General features: G+C 65.4%; 25 protein-coding genes. 12 read left to right on the plus strand and 13 right to left on the minus strand.

Annotation, left to right across the window (positions count from 1 at the left end; genetic code table 11):
- Positions 1-38 precede the first annotated feature (38 nt).
- The 10 genes from IEX31_RS06720 to IEX31_RS06765 form a co-directional block, all read right to left on the minus strand.
- Positions 39-833, minus strand: coding sequence for a hypothetical protein (locus IEX31_RS06720; protein WP_188742672.1), 795 nt, complete (start codon positions 831-833; stop codon positions 39-41).
- Between the two features lie 273 nt (positions 834-1,106).
- Complete coding sequence (locus tag IEX31_RS06725; RefSeq protein ID WP_188742673.1) at positions 1,107-1,373, minus strand: DUF6112 family protein; 267 nt, start codon at positions 1,371-1,373, stop codon at positions 1,107-1,109.
- 1 nt (position 1,374) lies between these two features.
- Positions 1,375-2,541 carry a M23 family metallopeptidase gene (locus tag IEX31_RS06730; RefSeq protein WP_229662157.1) on the minus strand — a complete coding sequence of 389 codons (1,167 nt, stop codon included), beginning with the start codon at positions 2,539-2,541 and terminating at the stop codon, positions 1,375-1,377.
- 9 nt (positions 2,542-2,550) lie between these two features.
- The gene (locus IEX31_RS06735) at positions 2,551-2,862 is read right to left on the minus strand and encodes a hypothetical protein (RefSeq protein WP_188742674.1); all 312 of its coding nucleotides are present in this window, start codon (positions 2,860-2,862) and stop codon (positions 2,551-2,553) included.
- A gap of 401 nt (positions 2,863-3,263) precedes the next feature.
- Positions 3,264-4,241 (minus strand): ParB/RepB/Spo0J family partition protein, encoded by a 978-nt coding sequence (locus IEX31_RS06740; RefSeq protein ID WP_188742675.1) that lies wholly within the window; start codon positions 4,239-4,241, stop codon positions 3,264-3,266.
- Positions 4,238-5,128, minus strand: coding sequence for a hypothetical protein (locus tag IEX31_RS06745; RefSeq protein ID WP_229662158.1), 891 nt, complete (start codon positions 5,126-5,128; stop codon positions 4,238-4,240). Before IEX31_RS06745 ends, IEX31_RS06740 begins: the two co-directional genes overlap by 4 nt.
- 3 nt (positions 5,129-5,131) lie before the next feature.
- Positions 5,132-5,542: a hypothetical protein gene (locus tag IEX31_RS06750; RefSeq protein ID WP_188742676.1), complete on the minus strand. Its 411-nt coding sequence runs from the start codon at positions 5,540-5,542 to the stop codon at positions 5,132-5,134.
- Positions 5,535-6,227: a DUF2637 domain-containing protein gene (locus IEX31_RS06755; RefSeq protein WP_229662159.1), complete on the minus strand. Its 693-nt coding sequence runs from the start codon at positions 6,225-6,227 to the stop codon at positions 5,535-5,537. The genes IEX31_RS06750 and IEX31_RS06755 overlap by 8 nt, the downstream gene beginning before the upstream one ends.
- The gene (locus IEX31_RS19530) at positions 6,215-7,144 is read right to left on the minus strand and encodes a bifunctional DNA primase/polymerase (protein WP_188742677.1); all 930 of its coding nucleotides are present in this window, start codon (positions 7,142-7,144) and stop codon (positions 6,215-6,217) included. The genes IEX31_RS06755 and IEX31_RS19530 overlap by 13 nt, the downstream gene beginning before the upstream one ends.
- Positions 7,144-8,205, minus strand: a complete 1,062-nt coding sequence (locus tag IEX31_RS06765) for an ArdC-like ssDNA-binding domain-containing protein (RefSeq protein WP_188742678.1) — start codon at positions 8,203-8,205, stop codon at positions 7,144-7,146. The genes IEX31_RS19530 and IEX31_RS06765 overlap by 1 nt, the downstream gene beginning before the upstream one ends.
- Before the next feature lie 329 nt (positions 8,206-8,534).
- Between IEX31_RS06765 and IEX31_RS06770 the strand changes: the two genes are divergently transcribed.
- From IEX31_RS06770 to IEX31_RS06785, 4 genes are all read left to right on the plus strand, one after another.
- Positions 8,535-8,966 (plus strand): hypothetical protein, encoded by a 432-nt coding sequence (locus IEX31_RS06770; protein WP_229662160.1) that lies wholly within the window; start codon positions 8,535-8,537, stop codon positions 8,964-8,966.
- A gap of 119 nt (positions 8,967-9,085) precedes the next feature.
- The gene (locus IEX31_RS06775) at positions 9,086-9,496 is read left to right on the plus strand and encodes a hypothetical protein (RefSeq protein ID WP_229662161.1); all 411 of its coding nucleotides are present in this window, start codon (positions 9,086-9,088) and stop codon (positions 9,494-9,496) included.
- Positions 9,493-10,509, plus strand: a complete 1,017-nt coding sequence (locus IEX31_RS06780) for a DUF6545 domain-containing protein (RefSeq protein WP_188742680.1) — start codon at positions 9,493-9,495, stop codon at positions 10,507-10,509. Before IEX31_RS06775 ends, IEX31_RS06780 begins: the two co-directional genes overlap by 4 nt.
- 26 nt (positions 10,510-10,535) lie before the next feature.
- Positions 10,536-11,654, plus strand: coding sequence for an alpha/beta hydrolase family protein (locus IEX31_RS06785; RefSeq protein ID WP_229662162.1), 1,119 nt, complete (start codon positions 10,536-10,538; stop codon positions 11,652-11,654).
- A 331-nt stretch (positions 11,655-11,985) separates the two neighbouring features.
- Here IEX31_RS06785 and IEX31_RS06790 read toward each other — a convergent pair whose 3' ends face one another.
- The gene (locus IEX31_RS06790; protein WP_188742681.1) at positions 11,986-12,720 is read right to left on the minus strand and encodes an NYN domain-containing protein; all 735 of its coding nucleotides are present in this window, start codon (positions 12,718-12,720) and stop codon (positions 11,986-11,988) included.
- Positions 12,721-13,166: 446 nt separating this feature from the next.
- A complete protein-coding gene (locus IEX31_RS06795) occupies positions 13,167-13,898 on the minus strand; it encodes a hypothetical protein (protein ID WP_188742682.1) in 732 nt (243 codons plus the stop codon).
- 261 nt (positions 13,899-14,159) lie between these two features.
- On the opposite strand from IEX31_RS06795, the gene IEX31_RS06800 reads away from it, so the two are divergent.
- Together IEX31_RS06800 and IEX31_RS06805 are read left to right on the plus strand one after the other, a co-directional pair.
- Entirely contained in the window at positions 14,160-15,077 is a 918-nt protein-coding gene (locus IEX31_RS06800; RefSeq protein WP_188742683.1) for a HamA C-terminal domain-containing protein, read from the plus strand.
- Complete coding sequence (locus tag IEX31_RS06805; protein ID WP_188742684.1) at positions 15,077-17,191, plus strand: DEAD/DEAH box helicase; 2,115 nt, start codon at positions 15,077-15,079, stop codon at positions 17,189-17,191. The genes IEX31_RS06800 and IEX31_RS06805 overlap by 1 nt, the downstream gene beginning before the upstream one ends.
- Positions 17,192-17,265: 74 nt before the next feature.
- Here IEX31_RS06805 and IEX31_RS06810 read toward each other — a convergent pair whose 3' ends face one another.
- Positions 17,266-17,649 carry a transposase gene (locus tag IEX31_RS06810; protein ID WP_188742685.1) on the minus strand — a complete coding sequence of 128 codons (384 nt, stop codon included), beginning with the start codon at positions 17,647-17,649 and terminating at the stop codon, positions 17,266-17,268.
- 154 nt (positions 17,650-17,803) lie between these two features.
- Here IEX31_RS06810 and IEX31_RS06815 point away from each other — a divergent pair, with 154 nt between their 5' ends.
- From IEX31_RS06815 to IEX31_RS06840, 6 genes are all read left to right on the plus strand, one after another.
- A complete protein-coding gene (locus IEX31_RS06815; protein ID WP_188742686.1) occupies positions 17,804-18,517 on the plus strand; it encodes a DUF3223 domain-containing protein in 714 nt (237 codons plus the stop codon).
- 36 nt (positions 18,518-18,553) lie between these two features.
- Complete coding sequence (locus IEX31_RS06820) at positions 18,554-19,621, plus strand: DUF3644 domain-containing protein (RefSeq protein ID WP_188742687.1); 1,068 nt, start codon at positions 18,554-18,556, stop codon at positions 19,619-19,621.
- A gap of 338 nt (positions 19,622-19,959) precedes the next feature.
- Positions 19,960-23,406: a MobF family relaxase gene (gene mobF, locus IEX31_RS06825; RefSeq protein ID WP_188742688.1), complete on the plus strand. Its 3,447-nt coding sequence runs from the start codon at positions 19,960-19,962 to the stop codon at positions 23,404-23,406.
- Positions 23,407-23,517: 111 nt separating this feature from the next.
- On the plus strand, positions 23,518-23,895 hold the full coding sequence (locus IEX31_RS06830; protein ID WP_229662163.1) for a sulfate permease: 378 nt from the start codon (positions 23,518-23,520) through the stop codon (positions 23,893-23,895).
- Between the two features lie 88 nt (positions 23,896-23,983).
- On the plus strand, positions 23,984-24,250 hold the full coding sequence (locus tag IEX31_RS06835) for a hypothetical protein (protein ID WP_188742689.1): 267 nt from the start codon (positions 23,984-23,986) through the stop codon (positions 24,248-24,250).
- 5 nt (positions 24,251-24,255) lie between these two features.
- Complete coding sequence (locus IEX31_RS06840) at positions 24,256-25,539, plus strand: hypothetical protein (protein WP_188742690.1); 1,284 nt, start codon at positions 24,256-24,258, stop codon at positions 25,537-25,539.
- Positions 25,540-25,693: the final 154 nt, after the last annotated feature.

Consider the following 25,693-nt stretch of genomic DNA (forward strand, 5'->3'; position numbering starts at 1 on the left):
ACCCGGTCGAGGGGAGAACGAGGAGCGGCCCGCTTCGGTCATAGATTGTAAATCCAGTCGCAGACAGTGGCGTCCGGCGGGTCATGGGTCCAACAGAGCTGGATGAACTCAGAGTTGTAGGGGACGTCGAAGAACGCGACCCCCCGCGACCACTGCGTTATCCGGCCTGTGACGTCGTAGATGGCGTCCTCAGGCGTCACCTCCGAGAGGTCTGCGTACTGGACACGGGCGTAAAGGAGGTCGAACGGGAGGGGGTCCGCTCGGCTAGGCGAACGGTCAAGCTGGTACACGAGGATCTTTCTGGTGTAGTCGGTATTGAAGAGTTCAGCCATCGTGTATGCGCGGAACTGCCCGACACCGTCCTCGGCGGTCGCCGGGGCGGACCAGTTCGCCGGACGGTACAGCTGTTCCACGGGGATACCGTCGATTGTGAATCTGACCACGCGGTCGTTCTCATTGAACTCAAAGTTCGCGAACACCACGCAGTCTTCATATACGAGAGACAGATCGAGGCATCCTTCGATGCCGTCACCGACACCACGCCATGTTCCGTCGTTCGATTCTGTTACGGCACCTTCGTACGCCGCGCGGAGCGTCTTGATCGCCTCGGCGAATTGCCAAGCCGGGGAGTCCTTTTCGGAAAGCCCCGCAGCGAGATATGCGCTGCGGTATCCGGACGTCACGAGGTGTTCCACGTACTTGCTCGCGACCGGCGGCTGGATGACCACCGGCCGCCAGGCCAGAGGAACTGCTGCCAGGAAAACAGCAGTGACGGTAGACACAACGAGAGAGACAATCGACAGCACGAGCGCTGGCCGGCCCTCCTTCCGCATTTGAGGCGATCCCATGTGTAAGAGCCTGCAGGGCGGGACTGTGCAGCGGGAGTACCCGAATGGGGGTGATCAGGAGTGTCAACGACGGAGTCCGACTCGAGCTTGACCTCCCGGCTGTGCTCCTCCCTGCTGTCGGACCTCCGCGGGGCTTGACCCGGAACGATGGATTGCGCGCGAGGCGCTTCGATCCGCCCACTCTGCCCCGAAACCTCGAGGCTAGCTACATGGATAGCTCCGGGGGAGTGCTCATGGGAATACTCCACTTCGTAGGGGCTATAGGTTCGACCCGACGCCAAGGAGAAAATTCGCCCAAGCCACTCCCAGCCCCGAGAGGGCGGCGGCACCGCAAGCGATCCAGAGGCCAAGGCGGGCGCGGGTAGCGGTTTGGTAGTGGCCGTTCGCGGTGGCGAGCGCCCAGGTAACGGCGCTGATGATCATCATGAGCACGGCGAAGATCAGGACGTAGGTCATGAGTGCGCCGATGATGCTGCGGAGTTCGGCGGCGGCGCCGACGGCGCCAAAGTCGGGGAAGATGTCCATTTCACGGGTTCCTTTCGGGGCGGCATCCGGCGAGGGCGACCTCTGCGTCGCCGATGCCGGCGGCGCCGTGTTCGGCGAGCCAGTCGAGGGCATCGACGGCGGGTTCGCCTTGCCCGCCAGGGTGGATCTCGAGGTGCAGGTGCGGGCCAGTGGACTTGCCGGCTGAGCCGACGTCGCCGATGTGTTGACCGGCGGCGACGCTGTCGCCGACTTTGACGTGGATGCCGGTGTCGTACATGTGCGCGTAGTACGAGGCGACGGTCTGGCCGGCGACCGTGTGCTCGAGGATGATCAACCCGCCATAGGTGCCGCGCGGGCCGGCGAAGACGACGCGGCCGTCGGCGACGGCAAGGATCGGGATGCCGCCAGGTGCAGCGAGATCGCTGCCGGCATGGAAGGCGCGCGCGCCGGTGATGGGGTCGGTGCGCCAGCCGAAGCTGTCGGTGCTCGTGTAGGTGCCATGCGCGAGCGGGAAGACGATCTGCGTCGTCTCGGGCACACGGGCGACGCCGCCGCCTGCGCCGGTCGAGCTCGAGCTGGTGAGCGCGGCGAGAATCGCTTCGGCGACAGGCTCGTAGTCGCGGTAGCGATCGGGGTAGGCACTGACCTCGACGGCTTGCGCAGCCGCGCCGCGTTCGAGCTGCTGCCAGCCCGAGATATCGAGCAGACCCCGCGGTGAGCCGTTGTTCGGGCCGGACGGTCCGCCGTAGAAGGCGCGGGCCTGGTAGTTCGGATCCATGAGTTCGGCGACGGTGCCCCATCCTGAGGCCGGGCGCATCTGGAAGAGTCCGAGGGAGTCGTGGTCGGATCCGATGCCGTCGTTCGGGTAGTCCGCCGATTCGGGGTAGGCGCTGGGGTTGGCAAGCATCCTGAGACCCGACTCGGTGAGCGCCGCCATGAGCGCGATCATCACGCCGTCGCGGCCGACGCCGGCGATCTGTGAACCGATCGTGGTAATCGTGGCCGCATGTGTCAGCTGCCGACGGTTCAGCGTGAGAGTCTGGCCGCTGCTGGTTCGGGTGGTGAGCGAATCGGGGACACTGCCGACGATGAGCGAGCCGACCGTGCACGAGCGTGCGGCCGGGTTGACGAGCGCGGCGACGCTCACGAGCCCGGCGGGCGGGCCGATGAAGACGAGCACCAGCAGGATGACGAGGAGCTTCTTCACCAGGCATCCTCACTGCAGCGGCGCGTCGGGGCGCGACAGCCGGAGCAATCGGCACGGCTCGCCGGTCGGGCAGTCGATGAAGACGGTGAACGAAACCCTGCGGGAGCTCTCGACGGGCTCGCGGTTCCAGGTACCGTCTCGGTGGGCGGTGCCGGTCACGGTGTAGGCGACGGTGGTCTTCGAGATCTGACCAGCGGATGCCTGTGCGCGGGCGGTGATCCAAGCATCCGGAACCCCGACCGCGTCGATGTCGAGATGCTGCCGGGTGCCGTACGTCTGCAGCTGCTTCCAGACGATTGAACTCGGGAGATAGGCCCGCACATCGGTGGCGACGCCGACTGCCTCTCGGCGTCCGCGACGTCGACGAGGGACTGAGCCCACTGGGCGGCGTTCTCGGGTGCTCGCGTGTCCCAGTCGAAGAGCGACCGAGCGACGCTGCGCGCGAAGCGTTCGGGGTCGGATGTCGCGGTGATGGAGTGCGGCGAGGCGATCGGGTCCGGACGGGTTGAGGCCGTGTTCGCCGCCGACGCTGGACGGGACTGGTGCTCGGCTTCAAGCGCTGGCCCCCGCAGTAGCCCGTAGATCCCCATACCGATGAGCGCGAGCAGGATACATCCGCCCGCAACCAGGGCGATGATCAGTCGGCGACGACGGGCGAATGGCATGGTCGGCTCCTCTGCTGCGTCCCGATGAGCAAGGTCATGAGACAGGTGCGCGCGAGGTCAGCGGGCGATCGCCTGAGCTCGGTTCCGGAGCGCCCGGATCGCTTCGGCGAACGAGACCGTGCCGGCGACCGTCGACTCGAAGTCGTCCCACTGCTCATCGGTGAGTTCGGCTGCGATCTCGTCGAGTTCGAAGTGCAGCCACCACGCCCGCAGGTCGGACCACTGCAGCACGAACGCCCGGATCGGCAGCTTCACGATCTCATCGCCCGCGCTCACAGCCGGTCGGCTACGTCGCTTCGACCGCGATTCTGCTTTCACGCGGGCGAGTGCTTCCGTCGCGAGCTTTTCAAGATCCACAGGCATGGTCGGTCCGTCGACCGCGTGCAGCTGCGTCGCCACTGACCGGAGCGCCGGCTTGACCGGCGCGCCGCCGTCAATGGCGACGAGTGCTCGCGCCGCGTCCGCCCGGAGCTCGTCCGTCGCATCCTCGTCGTCGATGATCTGCTGCAGCCGACCAACGCGTTCGTGCGTGTTGTACGAGCGATTGCCGGTCACCAACTGCGCTGCCTGCGCGCGGGTATCACCGGAACCGCGACGGAGCGGTGCCGCACCGGGTGCGGCACCGCTCAGGTGAACGCCGCCGACCCCGAATCGACCGGTGGCCTGCCGCCTCTGGGCATCCTCGGCGAGCAACTGCTTGACCTCGCGATACAGCGCCGCCGCCTCGGTCGGGGCGAGCGACTTGTGCAGGGCGTTGTCGTCCTGTTCAGCGAGCAGCCGTGCGAGGTCATCGGAGATCCCGGACCGCACCCAGACGTTCACCGTCCGATGCCCGAGTTGGCGCAACGCTGCGAGCCGCCTCGCCCCGCAGACGAGGTCACCGTCGGGTGTGACCGTGATCGGCTGCAGCAGTCCCTGGCGTTCGATGGAAGCGGCGAGGGCGTCGATGTCACCGAGGTCGGTGCGGTGGCGGGCGCCGACGCGGATCGAGTCGATTGCTCGCTCGAGCTCGATGTGCCCCTGGCCGCCGGTCATATCGTCACCCGCGGAGTGTTGATGACGACGTCGGTAACGAGGTCATCGTCGTGCAGCAAGGCACGCAGAGGTTCGCCGACAAGCAGACGCAGCAGGATACCTCTGCCCGCGACTGTGTGCTGATGCACCGGGTCGCAGCATCCGAGTAGAGCCTTGAGCATGGCGTGCCAGGCGCGCTGCGGCAGGTCGAGTTGGGCGCGAGCCGCGTAGTCACGACGGAGAGATTCATAAGCGGATGCTCGCGACGGGGCATCCGCAAGCCGACCACAGACGTACTCGACGCCGGCGCGGGCGCGGTCGCTCGGCCAGCCGAGCAACGTGAACAGGGTGATCGCGTCGTGGATTGCGGCATTCACGTCCTCGCGCGGCGCCGAATCGTTGTCGAGGATCGCGTCGACGGCCGCGATGCGGAACGCCGGGTGGTACTCGGGCAGTTCATGCTCGCGGTCGCTGAAGCGCTCGGCATCGTGGAACTCCGACACCTTCGCGCGCCGCGCCTGATGCACCGAGCAAAGGAGTCCCTGCGCGCGTTCCTCGGCGATGCACGTGACCTGCACGGCGCGGGTAACGAGTGCCCAAGGGTCATCCGCCCGGATGGTCGACGGGGCGCGCATCGCATCGAACGCCGCGGAGGCGGCCTCCCACGGGTCGAGGCTGTGCTTGCGGGCGAGGGCCGAGTACTTCTCGGCGGCGTACTGCACGAGGGCGTTGGCTTCCGGGTCGGTACGCCAGGCTCTGCCGTCGGATTCCTGCATGCGCATGAGCAGCATCCTCAGGCCTTCGGGGTTCCGGAAGGCTTCGGGTTCGCGTTCCCGCGTCGAGCTCCAGTTCATCGCGGCACCTCCCGTCGGTTCGGTGCGTGTTGCCGCGGTTTGCAGGATGCTCATGACTCACCGCCGTCCCATCCCGGGGCGGGAAAATCGGGGATGCTCGGGGGAGCGGCCGAACTCGGAGAGGGGTGGCAGTTTCGCCGCCCGCTCGCGGATCGCCCGCCTCGTCGTCGCGGGCGCGCGGCGAAGCCGGCGGGCGAGGTCGGCCTCGAGATCAAGCCCACGGCCGGCGATGCGGCCGGTGCCAGTGCTCAACAGGTCGGATGCCCGCACCCACACGATTCCCGGCCGCTGTGCGGGTCGGCTCGGGTAGAGGTCGGCAGCCGGGTCAGCCTCGGTCGGGGTGCTGCGGGCGGCGAGCGCGGCGCGAATTCGCTCGGCGACATCGTCGGTCGGCGCATCCGTGTCCGGGATGCCCGTGCGCCAGTCATCCGCGAATCGGCGGTTCTGCTCGAATTCGTCTTCATCCATCGCTCGCGCCCTCCCTCACGGTGCCGGTCTGCGACGTAGGTGCGCCGACGTGGTCACGCAGCCACCGCCCGATGGTCGAGGGATGCACGCCGAGCTGACGGGCGATCGCCGAGTTCGACCACCCGAGCGCGCGCAGGGATGAAGCGTCGTCGCGCGGCACGAGCGCGGCGCCGGGCTGCTGACGGATGATCGTGGCCGCCGGCGGTCTCGACTTCGCGGCTGCGGGCGCCGTGGCCTCGGCGGAAGCCGTCTTCCGTGGAGCGCGCATGAGGACCGAGGTCAGGTGGGTGATCGCAAGCAGTACGAGCGGCGGGACGGCCGAGACGGATGCCGCGAGGAACAGCGGCACCTCGATCGAATCCGCGACGATCGCGTGGATGGCGTTCGCGGCGACGGAGATGGCGGCGCCTGCGATGAGGAGCATCCACGGGTACCAGGCGACCCGCGACCGCGCGAGGGCGACGGCAGCCACGGTCGCGACAACGATGATGCCGTCGACGATGAGCGGCCACACCCACGCCTGTGCCGGATCGAAACCGGAGCGGCGCGCGAGGTCGCTGAGCGAGGTGAACGAGAGCCAGAATGCTCCGGCCGCGATGAAGATGGTGCCGATTACAGCGGTGATCATCGCGAGGCGGACGCCGTCGGGGCGATGGAGCTGGTTCGGGCGGGTCAGGGCAGGCATCGCGTGTCACCTGCCCTTGGTGGTGGGGACGGGGGAGCGGACCAGGGGGTCGGCGGTGCCTGTCTCGGGCTTGGCGGCCTCGGTGGTCTCGCCGAGGCTTGACGGCTGGCGGATCGGATCGTGGTCGCGATCTCAGCATCCGCGAGGCCGGCGCTCGCCGCCGCTGGCGCCAGTGCGGATGCGACGGCGTCGGGTGGTAAGCCGGCTTCGGCGAGTCGGCAGGCGGCCCAGAAGAGACCGGCGTTCCGCTCGCCTTCTCGGAGGCGACCTACCCACCCAGCGAGCCTTCTTGGGTCGAGCGCTGCGGCTGTGGCCGGCTCTGCCGAGCGCGTGCTTGGTCGTGCCGGGCGCGGGTCGACGAACTCGCGAAGTGCGACGGCGTCGACGGGCTTCGTGTGAGCGAATGATACGGAGAAGAGCCGATACGCGACGCGGCCGCGATCTGTCGCCAGGCTCGATGGCGGCGAGACCACGTAGCCGCCCGTCCCGCGGAAGTCGATGCGCGCCACGGCGGCCTGCCAGCAGCGCTGTGGCCGGGACTGCATCGCTGGGAAGTACACGTGCAGGCCGCCAGACGGTGTGCGAACCCGGGCGAGTTCGCCGTCGACGAGTCCAGCTGTGGCGGCGCGCTCGAACGCGGGAAAGCCCGATCCCGCGACTCCCTTCGCGTCGACATCGACGACGTCGATCCCGGAGGCGCTGCCGGTCGGAATGCCGAGGTTCGCGTCGGGCCAACGAGTCCACCATGTCTCGACTTGGTCGACGTCGCAGCTGGCATCGTGGAATCCCGCCGCAGTCAGGGGACGCTTCTCCTCGCGGGCACACGGGAAGACCGGGACGCCGGCACTGGCGAATGCGATCGCCGCGTTGCGGATCGGAACGCGGTTCGTGGTCAACAGCAGCTCTGCGATGTCCATCAGAGGCCCCGCGCTTCGAGCGACTCCGGTTGCCGCTCGGGCGACGTGGTGGGGGCTGCCGCGGTGACGCGCTGGGCCGTTGCGGACCGATCGAGTTCGGGAGGATCACCGGCGCCGCCTTGGGTTGTGGGGAGCCGGTCGAGTATCGCGCCGGCGGTACGGCGCACACGCTCACCGGTCTCCTGCACCACCTCGGTGGGCTTCTTAGCCTCCACAGCGTTCGCCCACGATGAGACGTACGGGATCGTATAGTCGCTCGTGTCCATCCCGTGCGCGGCGCCGATCATCAAGGCGACTGACTCTGCCTCGACCTCGCCGATCCCGCGATGCAAGAAGACGTTGCTTTCGGGCTCGTGCATTCTGATGTGCGCAAGCTCGTGCGCCAAAGTCTTCACGCGGCCAGCGGCATCCATGTTGCCGCGCACCATGACCGTGCGCGCCCCGAAATCAGTGACGCCGTTCGCGCCCCGCAGCTCCGTGGCATCCGTCACCGTCGACAGGCTGAAGCCCTCGTCCCGAACGATCGCGGCGAGCCCATCCCAGACTCCCGGCGGTGCCTCGCCGCGGAGCAGGCGCGGAACCGGCAGCTCTGGTAGCGGACGGCCGTCAGTCTGCGAGACGTCCCAGACGTACGCTGGCCGAACCCCGACCATTCGCGGGCGCACGATCTCGCCGGCGCGCGGGCGTTCGTTGCGGTCGAGCCGACGCCACGAGTCCGCATCCATGGGCGCCGAGGTCGCGAACCGCGCGGTGAGCGGTGCGAAGATCATGTATCCGCGCTGTCCGGCGATCACTCGGCGGCCCAATGCCTGCCACTGCTTGAAGCCGGCGATGTACGTCGGCATCGGGTCGGGGACGCGTCCCTGCCGGTAGGCGGCCTCGTGCTGCCACCAGATCAGCAGCGTGTTATTGAACGATCGCGTGTGGAATCGGGCGGCGAACTCGAGTGCGCGCCTCCAGTCGTCGCCGGTGACGAGCGTCTCGACGGACGCGACGAGGTGCTCATGCAGCTCGACGAGCTTCGCTTCCCGGTCGTGATGCGGTTGCGGTTTCGTCGACACGGCGACCACCCTTCGGAACGACTACCCGCGCGAGTGATGCGCGGCTGACGCATAGGTGCGCCCGGCTGCGCACGCATGCTCCGGGCGCAGGTGAGCGGCATCGCAGAGCCCGCGCGCGAGAGCGCGGACACCGCGGGAGTTGTGGGCTTGCTCGCTACCTCCCTCGTTGAGCATGCTCAACGTTCGTTTTGTCTCGTTCTTACCACGCGATTTGAGCATGCGCAACGCTTGCGTTGGGCATGCCCAACGAGTAGATTGAGCATGCCCAACGCTTGGGATGTCGAGCGACACAGAAAAGCGATACCAGACCTGTCCCGAGGGTGATGGTGATGCGAGACATGGATGAAGACGAGAGCAAAGCAGCCGCAGAGGACCTCGCGAAACGCCTCCGCCTCCTCCTCGACGTCGCGGTCGCTGAATCGGGATCCGAGCCCACGTACGCGCAGATCGCCGCGTACCTCGAAGGGCGCGGGATCAACCTGTCGCGATCCCGCTGGACGTACATGGTGAACGGCCACCGATACGTGCAGGACCGCGCGTTGTTCGACGGGCTCGCCGCCTACTTTGACGTGGACACCGAGTTCCTGATGGGCGCCGAAGGTGCGGAAGCTCCGGAGAGGGTGAGTGCACAGCTCGATCTCGTTCGCTCAATGCGCGCCGCTCGCGTGAAGTCGTACGCCGCTCGCACGCTCGGTGACATCTCGCCGAACGCGCTTGCGGCAATCAGCAAGTTCCTCGACGAGGAGATCATGAGAACGTAGCCAGCGGCGCGAATGCGCTGAGGGCGCCGGGAACCCTGCAACTGTCCCAACGGAGGTGACGACCCGTGAACAGCGAGGCCGCCGTGTCAGCGGCATTCGACGCACTCGCCCTCGGGGACGTGTTCACCTTCGACGAGCTGGTGGGGGCCGTGCAGCGCCGGCGCCGTCGCCGGGTGCGAATCGTCGAACTCTCCGAACTCGGAGACCACGACGGGCTCTGCGCGATCTGGCTCAAGACCGACGCAGAAGATCTGGTACTCCACGCGCACAGCGAATCGGTGTTGCATCGACAGCAATTCGTGCTGCACGAGCTCGCGCACATGATCTTCGATCACGGTGACGACGATGATCACGCGGAACCCGACTTCCTTTTGCCGGACATCCCGCCCGAGACACGGCAACGCCTTCTCCGGCGACAGGACCTGAACACCGCCGACGAGATTTTGGCGGAATCCCTCGCCGACCAGTTGGCCGCCGCGATCCGCGGCTCAGCCATGCACGAGTCGCGGTTCCTGGAGATCTTCGGGTGATTCCAGTCCTCGTCTCCGCGCTGATGTGGCTGCTGCTCGCATGCCTGCTCATTCTGCGCCGGGGACGTGGGGAGCGCAGCGTCACCTACGCGGCGCTCGTCATCGCGATCGCGATGACCCTGAACATCGACCCGATCTATGTCGCGCTCGACGGACTTGTCGGCACAGCCAACCTTGTGACCCTACTCGCCGATCTCGCCCTTACGGTCGGCGTGTTCTTCCTCGGTCGCGGCGTCATGAAGGCATCCGATCACCAGCCGCGATTCGCGCAGCTTGCACTCGGGACACCCGCGCTCGCGACCGCGCTGGTGAGTGCGGTCGTCGCATTCTTCCTCATCGATCGGGGCTCGACCACCACAACCTTCATGCTCGACCTCGGATATCAGCCGGCGGCGGCCGCCTACTCGGTGATTCACTTCGCCTACTACGCGATCGTGCTCACGGCGATGGCAGTGCTCGCGGCACGGCAGCTGCGAGTCAACCGGGGCGTCCAACTTCTGCCCCCAGCCTCGCTCGTCCTCGGTAGCGCCTTCGGCTTCGCGCTCACCGCCGTCGTCATCACGATGGATGTCGCGCATGTGGCCGGCAATCTCGACCTGATGACCGCGGTCTCCGTCGCCTACAACCCGCTGTACCTGTTGACGTTCCTTTTCCTCTGCTTCGGGTTCGCCGGACAACCAGTCGCACGAACCCTGCATGCACGGTCTCGGGAACGGGCAACGCGTGCGCTGGCGCGAGAGCTCGAGCCGCTGTGGGCCCGAGCAACCGCGGTGCGACCCGGTATAAGCCAGAGTGAGGATGCCCCATTCCACGCCGACGACGGCGAAACACTGCTGCACCGCCAGGTCGTTGAGATCCGCGATGCGATGATCGACACGCGGGTGTCGTTCGAGGTGAGCGATGACGAACGAGGGCTCGTCGAACGGGCCGAGCGGCATCTGCTCGGAGCGGGTCCGGGTACTGCTGCATGGGTGGCACACGGGCAACCAAGTGTCGGGTGGGGCAAGCGATGAGCGTGAGGTGGGCAGTAGCGGGTGCGGTGGCCTCGGTCGGCGTCGCGCTTGGAGGCCTGGGCTTGGGTATCGCGAGGCGCCTTACCAGTCCTGTAGGCGGTCGACGGTACGACCTCATCATTCGTGGGGTGGATGACTCGGGGGAGCGGCCGGTCGTTGCGCTCGACCGGACCCAGCAAACGGCAGCGCCCGGTCGCTACTGCCTTCTGCTCGAGAACGGGGGCTGGGTTCGGCTGTCGAGCGAAGTCGAGGATCTCGGTCCGGGGCTCGTGGGCCGCGGCGTGTTGGGCGAGACCCGCGCGGGTCTGCATGTCGGCGAACGGGCGTCCTGTAGCGGCATCTACTTCTCGAGCCCGGAGGATGCCGGCCTCGAGGCATTGGACGTCGCTATCCCGACGGATGCCGGCCCGGCTCCCGCTTGGCTCATTCGCCCTCGAACTGGCTCATCGACGACGTGGGCCATCCACATTCACGGTCTCGGAAGCCCGCGGGCCGGCACGCTCCGCGGCGTGCAGGTCGCCGCCGAGACCGGACTCACGTCGCTCGTGGTGACCTACCGGAATGACGGCGAGGGCCCGACCACTGGTTCAGGACGGTCGACGCTCGGCGCCACCGAAGTCGACGACGTGCGGGCCGCCCTGCAGTACGCGCTCGCACATGGCGCGAGACAAGTCATTCTCTTCGGATGGTCGATGGGCGCGGCCATTGCGCTGCAACTCGCGGCAGAGCCCGGTCTTCGCGGTATCGTCGCCGGGCTCGTTCTCGAGTCACCAGTGCTCGACTGGCTCTCGACCATCAAGGCGAACTGCAAGCGGTCAGGCCTTCCCTCGTGGACCGGCGCGCTCGCTGTGCCGTGGCTCGACAACCGGCAGCTGTCACGCGTCACAGGTCTCGATGCGCCCGTCGGGCTGCGCAGCTTCGATTGGATCACGCGTGCCGATGAACTCGCCACCCCGACACTTATCCTCCACGGATCCGCTGATACTTCGGCGCCGATCGGTGTGGCGGCGCGCCTCCGAGATCGCAGACCCGATCTCGTTCAGCTCGAGCGTTTTGATGCGGACCACACTATGACGTGGAACTCCGACCCCGAGCGTTGGCGGGCAACCGTGGCTACCGTGTTGGCGGAGCACATCGGACGGTGATCTGCCTCAGCCTGATGCTGCAGCTCGACGCACGGTTCTTTGACAATTGCAGGAAAAGGCAGCCCACGCTACTTCAGGGAGCGCGGCGATTCACCGTCTGCTTCTTCTTCGAGTTCGGGTAGCCCGGTCCACCGCAACCTATTGTCGGGGCGTCCGTATCGAGGCGGGGCGAAAGCCCACGTTGCCCGTGGATAAATCAGGCGTGTTCTTGGAGCGCGCCATGTGCGGTAGCGGTTGAAGTACGGCCTGTGCCCGTTGATGGATCCTCTAATCAAGCCGCACTCTGCCTGGCGGCTTCAGGCACCAGGCACCAGGCACCAGCGTTTCGCGCTCAGTCGCCGTTCTTCTTTCTGTTCTGCACCTGCAGTCCCCCGGCGGGTCGGATCTCGACGACGAAGAGTTCCGTCGCTCGCATCAGATCGGAGAGTTTTGCGTAGCCCCAGTTACGTGAGTCGAAGTCGGGCTGTTGCTTCCTCATGAGCTGGCCCACCGTCGCAAGGTTCGCCCATCCGTCCTCTCCCGATGCGGTGGTGACACCAGTCCGTAGCCCGGATACGAGCTTGGTGTCGCTGCGCAGTTTTGGGGCCGGAACGCGCGTGAGTGCAGCAGGCGTGCTCTCCGCTGCCGGCTCGTCGAGCACGTCGAGGTAGGTGAATCGATCGCACGCGTTGCGGAACGCTTCGGGCGTCTTCCGCTCTCCGAACCCATAGACGGTGACGCCTTCTTCGCGAATGCGGGATGCGAGACGGGTGAAGTCGCTGTCGGATGACACGATGCAGAACCCGTGGAATCGACGCGTGTAGAGCAGGTCCATGGCGTCGATGATCAGTGCACTGTCGGTCGCGTTCTTGCCGATCGTGTTGGCAAATTGCTGCATCGGCTGGATCACGTGCTCGCTGGCAACAAGCTTCCAACTGCTCAGGTTCGGCTTGGTCCAGTCGCCGTAGACCCGCTTGACCGAGGCAGTGCCGAAACGTGCGACCTCGGTGAGAACTGCACCAATCTTTGAAGGCGGCACATTGTCGGCGTCGACAAGGACGGCGAGGAGGTCGTTCGGATGCACCATGCGACAAGCATGCCAGTCAGCGCAAGGCACAATCGCCGACATCGCCCAGTGCCGGCCCAGCTCGGCCGTCCTCTATGCGCTCCAGCGGGAGCGCCTCCTCGAGCGTCTGAGCAGTCAGTTGGTCGACAGAGTACTGACGATCGCATCATCCGAGTAACGCGCGCAATTGCGCAACGGGGATGCTGCGCGCGCTCGGCTGGCCGCCGTCGTGGCCGACGCTCTGCGGCCGCCGTCACCGTCGCGACGACCGACGTCCGAGTCGCGGTGCCAAGGAACGGTACTTGGAAGCGAAGCAGCGCACCGACGTCAAGCGACTGCGTCGCCCGCCTCATGACTGGCCACCGAGGGTGGCACTCCTGGACGGGGAGGACGCCGTCGGCCTGAGCGGGCTTCGCCCGTTTGGGATCGCCAACTGCACTCTGCCTCGAACTCTCCGTCCCGACGGCTTAGGTTGCACAGGGGTGGAAGGTGGCGCCGCGCAATCCTGCGGACCGGATCGCGGCGACCAGGTCGCGACGAACGAGCGTGTCTCGGAACGCCGAGCCGCCCGAGCCGTAGTACAGCTCGCTCTGGACGAGTGGGCTATCCGGCATCCGAGCGGGCTTCGGTGCGAAATCGGTCATTCTCTCGTGGAGTTTGAATCGCGAACAGGTGTCACACATCTCGCCCTGCGTTCGGTTCTCAACGAGCGGAACGATCTCGTCGATGGTCAACTGGACCACACGTTCCAGGGTCCGGCCCGATTTCGAAAGCACCGGCCGGCTGGCAACCCCGTACGGCGCGAACACCGAGGAGTGCGCTTCCGGGGTCACGAACCATGCGTCGTAGATCCAGAACATCTGCATGATCGAACGACGACCCCAGTCGGGCTCAGCGCGCATGCGGAGTGGAGCGGATTGGCAAAGGCCGATATGACACACCGGGCAATGGCCGGCCTGGTCGTACGAGACCTCGAGATACGTATCCTCGGGCTGCGGATAACCGTGGTGCCATTGCGGCGAGAGGTGGCACCACTCCGCGGCCGAGACCTCTCCACTGCTGAACTCGGCGGTGATCTGAAGTACCGACCGATGACCGAGACGGGTCGCCTCCGCCAAGAACTGCTCCCAACGGTCCGAGCGGTCATCCAATTCGAATACCCAGAGCAGACCACGGAGCTCACCCTTCGCGAGCGGCAAGTACAGCTCCGCGCTTGGATCGCTCCGGCCCAGGCACAGTCGTCCACGGCGAATCACCCGACAACTCTGCCACTCGTCGACCCCGGCACTATTCCCCCGTTGCAGGCGCGCCCGATAGTGGGTCCGTCAGCGAGCGGCCCGCCCGACACAACAGCCCGATGTCTGCGCGGGACCACCACAGCGCACGAGGGTCGAAAATGTGGCAGCGACGACCAGACGCATCAAGAGCAGCGCATCGGAGCGAAGCTGCCGGCTTCTCGCTTGCAGCTCAATGCCCGGGACGCAATGGGCGTCGCGATATGGTCGGATCGACACGACGTCGGCAAGGGGACCGAGATGCCAGTGCTACAGGTGCGGGTTAGCCTTGTGCCCGGCTCCGTGGTAGTCGACGCTCTTTGCGCCGGGTACGAGACGGGGCATTGGCGAGCGGGCGCCCTAGTCGAGGACCTCTTTGATCGTCACCTGCTGACATTTGCGCTGAGTTATACCGAAGCACGGAGCGTAACGAGCGCAACGGCAATCCAGTCAGTGCGGGATGCTGCAGTGTCCGTCTATTCGACGGACAAGTACCAGCACCGTGGCGAGTTTGGTGAGCTGCTCCTTCACGCCGCTCTAGTTGACTTCTATGGCGCCGAACCGGCGGTTAGCAAGATCTACTACGAAGACTCATCAAACGATGTAGTCAAGGGCTTCGACAGCGTTCACGTTGTCGCGGAGCCCGACAATTCTCTCAAGATCTGGCTCGGAGAGGCCAAGTTTTATGCGGACTTGGATGGTGCAATCGCAAGTGCTCTCCTCGATATCGAGACGCATCTCGCGACAGATTTTCTGCGCAAGGAATTCGTCTTTATCACTCGCAAGGTCGACGACGAATGGCCGCTGGCGCAGGCATTCAAGGAGATGATTGTCCGCGCGAGGAGCCTCGACGAAATCTCGAGCGCGATCGTGATGCCCGTCTTCCTGACCTACGACAGCGATGCCGTTAGCCAACATGATGTCGTAGGGGAGGACTATGTTGCTGCTTTGACCGTAGAGGTAACGGAGGCGCTGTCTTCGTTCGAGTCACGCCTGAAGAAGCCTCTGGAGGTCGAGATCCGACTCATTTTGGTACCACTGAAGTCGAAGGCCAAACTCGTCGACCTCATGCATGCCAAGTTGCGAGCACTCCAGGGAATCTGATGCCTACAGACGAGTTCACTGAGCTACGAGAAATATCAAATCTGCTCCTGTTGGAGGACACCGAGCGGGTAGCGCGAGACCGTTTCATTCGATTCCTCGACCGGTACTCGGGCGTCGGGCCGCTAACCGTAGTGGTGGACTCCCTTGCAATGCGCCTCGGGTTATTTCCGTACGCGTCCGCACCGATCGGGGATGTAAGCGAAGCGGAGGCGTTGTCGCTCGCCTATCACTCACCACAGGCCCTCCGCGAACGCGACTTCATTTTTCACGCTGAGCAGCAACGGATCTACGAACGGCTCATGGACGGGGAGAGTGTAGTTCTGTCAGCACCCACGTCGTTCGGCAAGTCGGCCATCATTGATGCACTCGTGCTCTCCGGCAACTGGCGGAACTTTGTGGTGATAGTACCCACGATCGCCCTAATTGACGAGACTCGGCGACGTTTAGTCCAGCTGGATACCGGCTACACCATCGTTTCGCACCCCACTCAGCTGGCCGGACCGCGCAACATTTACGTTCTCACTCAGGAGCGGTTCCTCGAACTCGACCCGGTGCCCGAAGTTGACTTCTTCATCATCGACGAGTTCTACAAGCTTGGCGACGGCGAGAGCGACGACAAGAGACGGACGACGCTAAACATTACATGGCGCATTCTGCGGAACACGGGTGCGCAGTACTACTTGCTGGGCCCGAACATCGACGCCCTCGGGGCGGATACGGGGACCGACTTGGCAAAGTCGTTCATCCTGTCAGACTTCAATCCCGTCGTGGTCGATGTCGAGGATCGATCACGCGTCGAAGACCGTCTCACGGACATGCAGTCGTTCCTGGACCATGAGGCGGACGGCCCTAGCTTGATATTCGTGAGCGCTCCTGGTCGCGCAAGCGAGATTGCATTCGAGCTCGCGACTGGTGCTGCGGACCCGTTTGTGATCGAACTGGCCGAGTGGATAGGGACACATTACGACCCGGAGTGGTTCGTTGCAAAGGCCCTTAACGGCGGCGTTGGTACTCACACAGGACCGATGCCTCGAAGTCTCCAGCGCGCAATGATCCGACTCTTTGCCATGGGAAAGATTGACCGCCTAGTGTGCACGACAACCTTGATCGAGGGGGTGAACACCGTTGCAAGAAACGTGATCATCTACGACAAGAAGATCGACCGGAAGCCGATCGACTTCTTCACATTCTCCAACATCCGCGGGCGCGCAGGACGAATGCTTAAGCACTTCGTGGGCAGGGTGGTCTCATACGCCGACCATCCGGAGCCCGAGATATCCACCGTCGATCTACCGATCGAGTCGCAGTCCTCTGCGGCTTCCCTCGCGACCTTGATACAGCTCGATCTCGACGAACTGACTGGAGTGTCGCGGGAACGGCTCGACGATGTGCTTACGCAGACCGATCTCTCGCTGAGCACGATTCGGAAGAACCGAGGTTTAGACCCCGACCTGCAGATCGGTGCCGCGCGCAGGATGCGAGCGGCTAGCCCGGGAGAGTTTGACGAGCTTTCCTGGAGAGGTATCCCGACTGGCGACGAGTTCGCCGCGGTCATCAAACTTGGGTACGACGAGTTGATTCGAGGGCGCGACAGAAGCGGGGACAATCCACTGTCTATACTCGCCAAGTTACGTGCCGCCAGGTTGGCGGAGGGAAGCATTCCGTCGCTGGTAGGCGCAGCACTGCCCCATAAGCGACTCAACCAATCTCGTAGCGACGTCGTAGACGATGTCCTGAGTTTCCAGAGAAATTGGATGGGATTCAAAATCCCCTCGATTCTGCGCGCTGCCAACTCAATCCAGACGGAAGTCGCGCGTGATCGAAACGGGCAGTCAGCCAACTATGAGTTCGTCATTCGCCAGATTGAGTCGCTCTATTTGCCCCCGTTCATTGCCGAGCTCGAAGACTATGGCCTCCCGATTCCAGTGGGCGTGAAATTGGCGAATCTTGGGCTTCGAGGCGAAGGCATCGAGGACATCGTTGCGACTCTGGTCGCAATGGCGAAAAGTCAACGCGTACTTGCCGCTCTGACGCGGGTCGAACGCTGGTTCGTGTCTGACGTGGCGTCGGGACTCACCCGGGAGATGCCGTTGGCTATCTCGCCTCACCGGTGACTATGCCTTGTTGCCAAACCCGCTTTGCACCCAGTGGAGCGTCGCGGCGAGCAGAGCGCGGAGATTTGATCGGTTCATTCCGGGATCGTCGCAGCGATGCCTCGCTCGCGCAGCCAGACCCGGTTTGCTTTGGACGGGTGGCCCTTGTCGGCCATCACTCGATCCGGTCGGGTGCGGGGTCTGCCGGCTTTGCCGGGTACGCGGATCTGTTCGAAAGCGTCGGCGAGCATGCTCGTGTCGGCGGTCTGGCCATGTGTGAGGATGAACGCCACCGCGCGACCCTTTCCATCGCAGACCAGATGGTTCTTCGTCGTCAGCCCGCCGCGGGAGCGGCCGATCGCGTGATCGCGAGGCTCCACGCCGAACTTTCTTGTAGTTCCGCTCAGCCCCCTGTGGTGCGCGGAAGGGTCCGCACCGTGCTGGTGGACGGGCACGATCGTCAAGTCGATCGAAGCCACCCAGTCCAAGTCGCCATTCGCCAGTACGAGCGACTACACGTGCTCGAGGAGCTTCGCCCACTGCGCGTGCGCGACGTCTCGCCGAGATGGCGGCGGCCGTAGCGATTGTAGGTTTGTTGGCGCTAGCTTTGGGTCACACCCGGAGGGGACATCAGTGGCTGCGAAACCTGTTGTGACGACCGCCGTTAGCTGGCCGACCAGAGCCGATGCTTTGGCGGAATGTAACGACATATTGAGGGGAGGCGGCTACCAACTCAGGGCGCCCATTACCGACCGACGTCATATTGAGGTTCTGACGGCGATACTCGAGATTCATCCGCACTCCGCCGCTAAGGCGGGGCAGGGCGTCGACTACTTCTTCATTGACAAAGTCGCCCACGCACCCGGTGTGCAGGTGGCAGATGACGATATTGGCTTCTGGATCATGCAGAAGGACGGCACGGCGATCGACATCAGTTATGTCGAAGCAATATCCCCGAGCGATCACCGAAAGCAGGTCACCTCCGCGCTGAGGGCGGCCGTAGACGATGAACGTCTCGCCTACCGTGACGCAAGATTCGCTGACGGGACGCCCGTCGCGAGCGACATCTCGGGGAACCTTTTCGCTCGACGCGCCGACGCGACTGTTATCTATCAAGTCCCTTCCTTCTCGCAACTCGCCTTCCGGTTTGCGGAGTCAGAGGGAGGCTGGGGGGCGATCGACGTAAGCCAGGGCGGAGGGTCGGCATTCATCGGAGACGTGCTCGTCGACCCCGGCGTGGCTGCTCGCTGGGTGGCGTTCTGGAGAAGGCACGCCGTGCTCGCGCTAGCTTCGAAGAGCGAGGGCGCAAGAAGGGCGAAGGTCGATGAAACGGGTTGGCGACCATGATCTCCCCACGCTTGCCCCTGGCAGAGTAGGTTCGCCGTGGGACGGCCGCCCAGCTGGCGACGGGTAGTTCTTGCCTCGCAGGGTGAGGCGGCGGTCGCAGTTCGCCTGTACAACGAACCGACATTTCCGCGCGCGCTCGAGGCGTTCGTTGTGCACATGCACTTAGCGTGGCTCTACCTTCTGCAGGCAGAGTTCGTTCGAGACAAGGTCGATTTTCGGTTTCCGGACCCGCATCACAAAGGCTGGTTCGAAAAGGTCGACGGCGAACACAAGACCTGGGACCTGTCGAAATCGGTTCGACAACGATGGCCGGACGGTGGTGCAGTGCGGACGAATCTTGAGTTCTTCATCCAGTTGAGAAACAGAGTCGAGCATCGCCACGCGGGCGCCGACGAGTCAATGTTCGAGGCAGTAGCCGGCAAGTCGCATGCGTTCCTCCTGAACTACGAAGAGGAGCTCACTCAGCAGTTCGGCAACGAGTTCTCAATGGCAAAGGTTCTTCGCTTTCCAGTCTTTATCGGCACGTTCACCGAACCGGCCGAGGAAGCACTCACTCGGTTGCAGAAGACCCTGCCAGCCGATCTACATCGATTCCTTGCCGAATTTGATGCTGGGCTGAGCGACGACATCCGCCGCGACAGTCACTACAATCTGCGCCTCCGGGTGTTGCTCGAGGCGAGCGCGAGCAAAGCAGACATGGCGATTCAGTTCGATCGATATGAGGACTTGACGGACGACCAGCGAGCGACGATTGATCAACTTGGACAGTCGGGGCGGGTAATCGTTCGGCAACAAGATCGGCCGGTCTCCAACCAGAATCTTCACAAGCCCTCAAGCGTGATAGCCGAAGTTGCCGATCAGATTCCCTTCGTCTTCAATTCCTACGACTTCAGCCAGGCCTGGAAGAAGGGAAAGGTGCGGCCCGAGTCTGGCGCGACAAATCCAAAGCGGACAAAGGCGGACTTTTGCGTCTATGACACGCTGCACCGCGATTATGGTTACACCGACGCGTACGTGGCCTACTTGGTCCGAAAGTGTTCAACCGCCGAGGGGTTTCGAGCCGTCGTGGGCCGTGAGCCTCGCCCGAGAGTGCAGACGGAATAGCCGCGAATCGCAACGGCGATGAGATCAAGCGACGTCCGGCTCCTTCGAAGCGGCCCGCAAGCCGGTCCATCAAAGAGGCACGTCGATCAGCGGTCATTGCCCACCCGAGTTCACCGCGGATCGGACGGGTGAATTCCCGCAAGACCCGCGCGATGACAAGTCCTGCCGCGGTTGCCTCGAACGCGGCAGTCCGAACCATGCTGATCGGCGTTCGGCGCGCCGTTACGGACGAGTGAGTTCCGACCGGTGTGACCCCGCCTATTGCCCCACGCCTCTTGCAGATCGAGGGCGCACCTTCTCCGCGACGACGACGGAGGTAGGACGCGGTGACGGTGTCGATGCGAGTCATGAGTGCCGGTGACGGATTCCGGTACCTCCTGCGCACTGTCGCGGCCGGCGACGGTGAACGATCGCTCGCGACGCCTCTCACGCGGTACTACGAGGCGAAGGGCACGCCGCCTGGACGCTGGATGGGCAGCGGTGTCCGCGGACTCGGCGCCGGGCAGCTCGCCTCTGGAGATGAAGTCACCGAGGAACAACTTCAACTGCTGATAGGGCTCGGGCGCGATCCTGTCACCGGCGACCCGCTTGGCCGATCCTTCCCGCAGTACGAGGGAGGCAGGCGCGCCGTGGCCGGTTTCGACTTCACCTTCTCGGTGCCGAAGTCGGCGAGCGTGCTCTGGGGCGTGGCAGATGCCGCGACGCAGGAGATCATCGTGCGCGCACACCACGACGCGGTCGCGCAGGTGGTCGCGTTCATGGAACGTGAGGTTGCAGCCACCCGCACCGGAGTCGCGGCTGGCGATGGCGCCGTCGCACAGGTCGATATCGCTGGTTTGATCGCGACTGCGTTCGATCATTTCGACAGTCGCGCGGGCGATCCGCACCTGCACACGCATGTCGTGGTGAGCAACAAGGTGCAGACGGTGCTCGATGGCAAGTGGCGATCCCTCGACGGCCGCCCTCTGCACGGCGCGGTCGTGGCGCTGTCTGAGTTGCACGAGGCGCTCTTCATGGATGCGCTCACTCGTGCGCTCGGCGTCGATTGGGAGCAGCGCGAGCGCGGCGGCGATCGCAATCCGGCCTGGGCGATCACCGCGGTACCCGAGGCGCTGGTCGCGGAGTTCTCGACGCGCTCGCGCCACATTGACACCGTCACCGATCGCCTCATCGCCGCGTACGTGGAGGCGCGCGGCCATCGCCCGAGTCGGGCGACGATCATGAAGCTCCGCGCGCAGGCGACGTTGTCGACGCGTCCCGAAAAACAAGTGCGCTCGCTCGCCGAGCTCACGCGCGGGTGGCGGCAGCGTGCAACGCGGGTGATCGGGCAGGATGCAACGGAATGGGCGCGCATTGCATCCGCGGATGTTTCGCCGTCGGTGTTGCACGCAGAAGACATGCCGCTCGAAGTCATTGCAAACCTCTGCGCCCAGGTGTTGCAAGCCGTGAGCGAGAAGCGTGCAACCTGGCGGCACTGGAACCTCACCGCCGAGGCCGCAAGGCAGACAATGCAATTCCGCTTTGCAACGGCGTCCGATCGTGAGGCCATCATCGGACTCGTCGTTAACGCGGCCGAGCGTGCGTCATTGCGCATCACCCCGCCCGAGCTCGCGTCCAGCCCGGCCGTGTTGCAGCGCGAAGATGGCACGTCAGTCTTCCGCCCGAAGCACTCCATCGTCTACACCACCGAGGCACTGATTGACGCTGAGGCGCGGCTTCGCGAGCGGGCGACGGATGCCTCGGGGTCGACGATGGGTATCACCACGTTGCACGAGGTCGCCCGCCGACGCCTGCCGGGCGGCGGTTCCCTCGGTGATGATCAGTCGGCCGCGTTGCAAGCGATCGTCGGGTCGGGCCGAATCGTCGACGTGCTCGTCGGCCCTGCCGGCGCTGGCAAGAGCACGGTCATGGGCGCGCTCCGGCGCGCCTGGGAGACCGAGCACGGCCGCGGCTCCGTCATCGGCCTCGCCCCGTCGTCCGCAGCCGCACACGTCCTCGCCGAAGACCTCGGCATCGCGACCGAGAACCTCGCGAAGTGGTGGACGAACCACCTCGCTCATGGCGACGCGTTCCGCGCAGGCCAGTTGGTGATCGTCGATGAAGCATCCTTGGCCGGAACGCTCGCCCTCGAGCGGGTGAGCGCGCTCGCCGCGGCGGCAGGTGCGAAGGTGCTGCTCGTCGGCGACTACGCCCAACTGCAATCCGTGGATGCGGGCGGCGCGTTCGCGATGCTGGTGCACGACCGGCGCGATGCGCCTGAACTCGTCGACGTGCACCGATTCGTGCACGACTGGGAGAAGGCGGCATCCCTCGGCCTGCGCCGTGGCGACGAGGCATCCATCGATCGTTATCTCGCGCACGACCGCGTGCGGGATGGCGACACCGAGGAGATGGCGGATGCCGCTTACCTCGCGTGGCGGGCCGACGCCCGCGCGGGCCGGGTGAGCGTGCTGATCAGCGATTCGAACGGGGCCGTTGCAGCCCTGAATGAGCGGGCGCGTACAGACTCGATTCTCGACGGGCGGGTGGATGCCCTGCACGAGGTCAGCCTGCATGACGGCACCCGCGCCGCGGTCGGAGACATGATCATCACCCGCCACAATGACCGGCGTCTTCGGACCGGTCGGGCATGGGTTCGCAACGGCGACCGATGGACGGTCCTCGCCGTGCACCGGAACGGCGCGCTCGAGGTGCGGCGGCTGGGGCGCCGGTGGGGGAGCAGCACGCTGTTGCCCGCCGGGTACGTCGCCGATCACGTCGAGCTTGGTTACGCCGTGACCGCTCATCGCGCTCAGGGCCTGACGACAGATACTGCGCACGTCGTCGTCGCCCGCGGCATGACGCGCGAGAACCTCTACGTCGCCATGACCCGCGGACGCGAAGCGAACACCGCGTACGTCGCACTCGACCGCCCAGATGTCGCACACACAGGCTTGCGGCCCCGTGATGACGTCGACGCGAGTGCCCAGTCGGTGCTCGTCGGCGTGCTTCACCATGTCGGTGCGGAACTTTCAGCGCACGAGATGGTCACTGCTGAGCAGGAGACCTGGGGATCGATCGCGCAGCTCGCCGCTGAGTACGAGACCATCGCTGCCGCCGCACAGCAGGAGCGCTGGGTTGCGCTCGTGCGAGGCAGCGGGCTCACTGGCGAGCAGGCGGATGCAGTGGTCGGCTCGGAGGCGTTCGGGCCGCTCGGGGCGGAGCTCCGTCGGGCGGAGGCGCACCGGGCGGATGTCGAACGGCTGCTGATCCGGGTGGTCGGGCAGCGCGGTTTCGAGGATGCCGCGGACATCGCCGCAGTCCTCCGGACGCGGGTTGCGCGAGCGATGGTGCAGGATGCCGCGGCCGGACGCAGTGGGCACATGCCACGTCTCGTCGCTGGGCTGTTGCCGATCGCTGGCGGACCGATGGATGCCGCATCGAGGCGTGCACTGCGCGAGCGAGCCGACCTCATCGAGGCGCGAGCCATAGCGTTGGCTGAGCAGGCCATCGGGTCGGGGGAGTCGTGGATGCGTGCACTCGGGGCGCCACCCATCGGATCCGACGGGAAGTCGTGGCGTCGACACGCGGCCACCGTCGCCGCGTACCGTGACCGCTACGGGATCGTCGGCGGCCGCCCGCTCGGCGTCGGGCAACCGGCATCCGATGCCCAGAAGGCGGATGCTACGCGAGCCCGCGCAGCCGTCGAGGCCGCCCGCCGGATCGCGGATCGTGAGAACGACCCGACCCGCGGTCATGTGCCGATCGTCAACGCGGGTCTTTCGGGTGTCGGTCTTCGGGTCTAAAGTGCGGGTTAGGCAGCATTCAATGTGTTCGCCATCGTTCGATGCGATGGCACGACGACTGACAGGCCGTCTCTCCAGGTTCTCGCTGCTGACCGATCGGAGAGCAGCCGCATGTTCGCACTCGTTTGGGCCATGAGCGTCCGCACTGGAGTCTTCCTTCGCCGCTTCATGCCGACCAGCGTCTTGCTGGACGTCATCCACACGCGGCGGGGCTTGAAGTGGGGGGTGCCGGCGATGCTGCTCGCGATCCCGTACCTGATCGCCGCCGTCGCCTTTGCTGAAATGACGGATTACGGCGGCTGGTTCAGCGTGCTCGCGCTGCTGTGTGTCTGGAACGCGTTCAAGTTCCTTATCGCCGGCCCCGCGACCCTCGCGCGTTTGATTCGTGTGCGCGCACGAGAGGCTCGCGCTCGTCGGATTCTCGCGATGGTCGAGCTTGAGGCTGAGCAGGAGCGGGCCCAAGTCGCGGAGCCGACGCTTCGAAACTGAAGGGCGGTCGCTCGGCACGGCGCCCTCGGCGCACCTCTCGTTCACGGCAGGCTGGTGGCATACGAGCACGCCGACAGGGGAGGCCGACATGACGATCTCGCAGGAGCAGTTCGACGACCTACTCGGACGCACTGCGCTGGCCGCGCTGTTCTACTACCCCGAGGTCACGGTCGAGAACGGCGAGTACCGCATCCAGGATGATGTCGCGTACTGCCTACAGGCTGTCGAGGGACTGCCCGCCGACGATATCGAGCGTCTGGGTCAAGCGGTCGCGCGAGCGATCGCCGACCCGACCGCGTACCGGTCCGAGCTGCTCGCGCTCGTCGTCGAACTGGCGCCGCCACTGAGCGAGTAGCGAGCATGAGCGGCCCGGTCGACAAGGATGCGCCCCAGCCGGCGCCGACGTCTCGCACGCCCGAGCGGGAAGAGGTTGCTCGCGCGCGAAAGCGCGAGCGCGACCGACGATACCGGCTCGAGCATCCGGAGGAACACGCGGCTCAGCGCCGTAGATGGGTCGAGGCGAACCGCGACCGCATCCGTGAGTCGAACCGTCGATGGCGCGAAACGCATCTCGAGCGCGCCCGTGAGCTCAATCGTGACTCGATGCGCCGCGCCGCTGACCGAAAGCGTCGCGAGGCCGAGACTCGAGCAAAGGCGCGTGTACGCGTGCGTGTTTGGCGGGAGGAGCATCCTGACCGCGTTCGGAAGTATCAGCGCGATTGGGTTGAGGCGAACCGCGACAAGGTGCGTGAGTACTACAACCGCTACTACCGCACGCACCGCGACGAGGTGAACGCCCGTGCGACGGCCCGCCGCGACGCTGACCCCGCGGGCGCCGCGGCGAGCAAACAGGCATGGGCGGCAGACCACAAAGAGCACCGGGCTGAGTTGCAACGCGCCCGTCGTGCCGACCCGGAGGTCTACGCGGCCGAGCTCGAGGCGAACGCAGCTGCCCGCCGACTCAAGCGTGCGCTCGCGCGGGCGGGTCTGCCGCCGAGGCGTCTGCACCCAGCGACCGCTGCTGAACGCCGCGCCAATGAGCGAGCCGCCGTCGCGTTCTTCGGTGACCCCTCGCTCCCGGAGCACGTGCACCAGTCGACGGTCTTCGTCGAGAATCTAACGAAGCACATGCTCCTGCACCACGCCCGGATGCGGGAGTTCGCCGAGTCCTACGTCGCGACCCGTGAACGGATGGGCCTGCCGCCGGCGAACGCAGACGATGTGATGTGGGCGAGGGCGGTTGACGTTGTGCTCGACGGCAGTCGACGGGTCGATTTGCTCACGAGCCGGGATGTCGCTGCAGCCGTGCGGGCTGCGAAGGCGACGATGCGGAGGGCTGAGCAGAAGCGGCAGCACGAGCGGCTCGTTGAGGCCGTCGTGGTGCACGTACAGCGGAATCGGGTGCGGCTCGCCGCGGACGCGGCGATGGAAAGCCGCGCTCGCCGCATGCGAGGCAAGCCATCCGTCGATCGAGACGAACTCCTGGTCCGAATCGCGCTGCAAGAAGTAGCAGCGCAGGTGCCGACAACCTTGCTGGCCGCTGGGGACATCCGCAGGGCGCTTGGTCGCGCTTCTTTTGCGCTCGGTCAGATGCTCGATGCAGGATCGAGTGACAATCAGCGCGGCCGTTGTCTGGAGGCGTGAACATACCCATTCGACAACTGGCACGGTCGCGCGCGTCGTGAGCATCTGTTACCAAGCGAGCTGCTGCATTGTCCATGGCGTCGTCACCGCTGCACGCTTCAACCCGCCGATGGGTGTCGCGATCGACTCGTCGGGGGACCCGCTCTATTGGCCG

It is taken from the genome of Agromyces bauzanensis, from assembly GCF_014645655.1.
Taxonomy (GTDB): Bacteria; Actinomycetota; Actinomycetes; order Actinomycetales; family Microbacteriaceae; genus Agromyces; species Agromyces bauzanensis.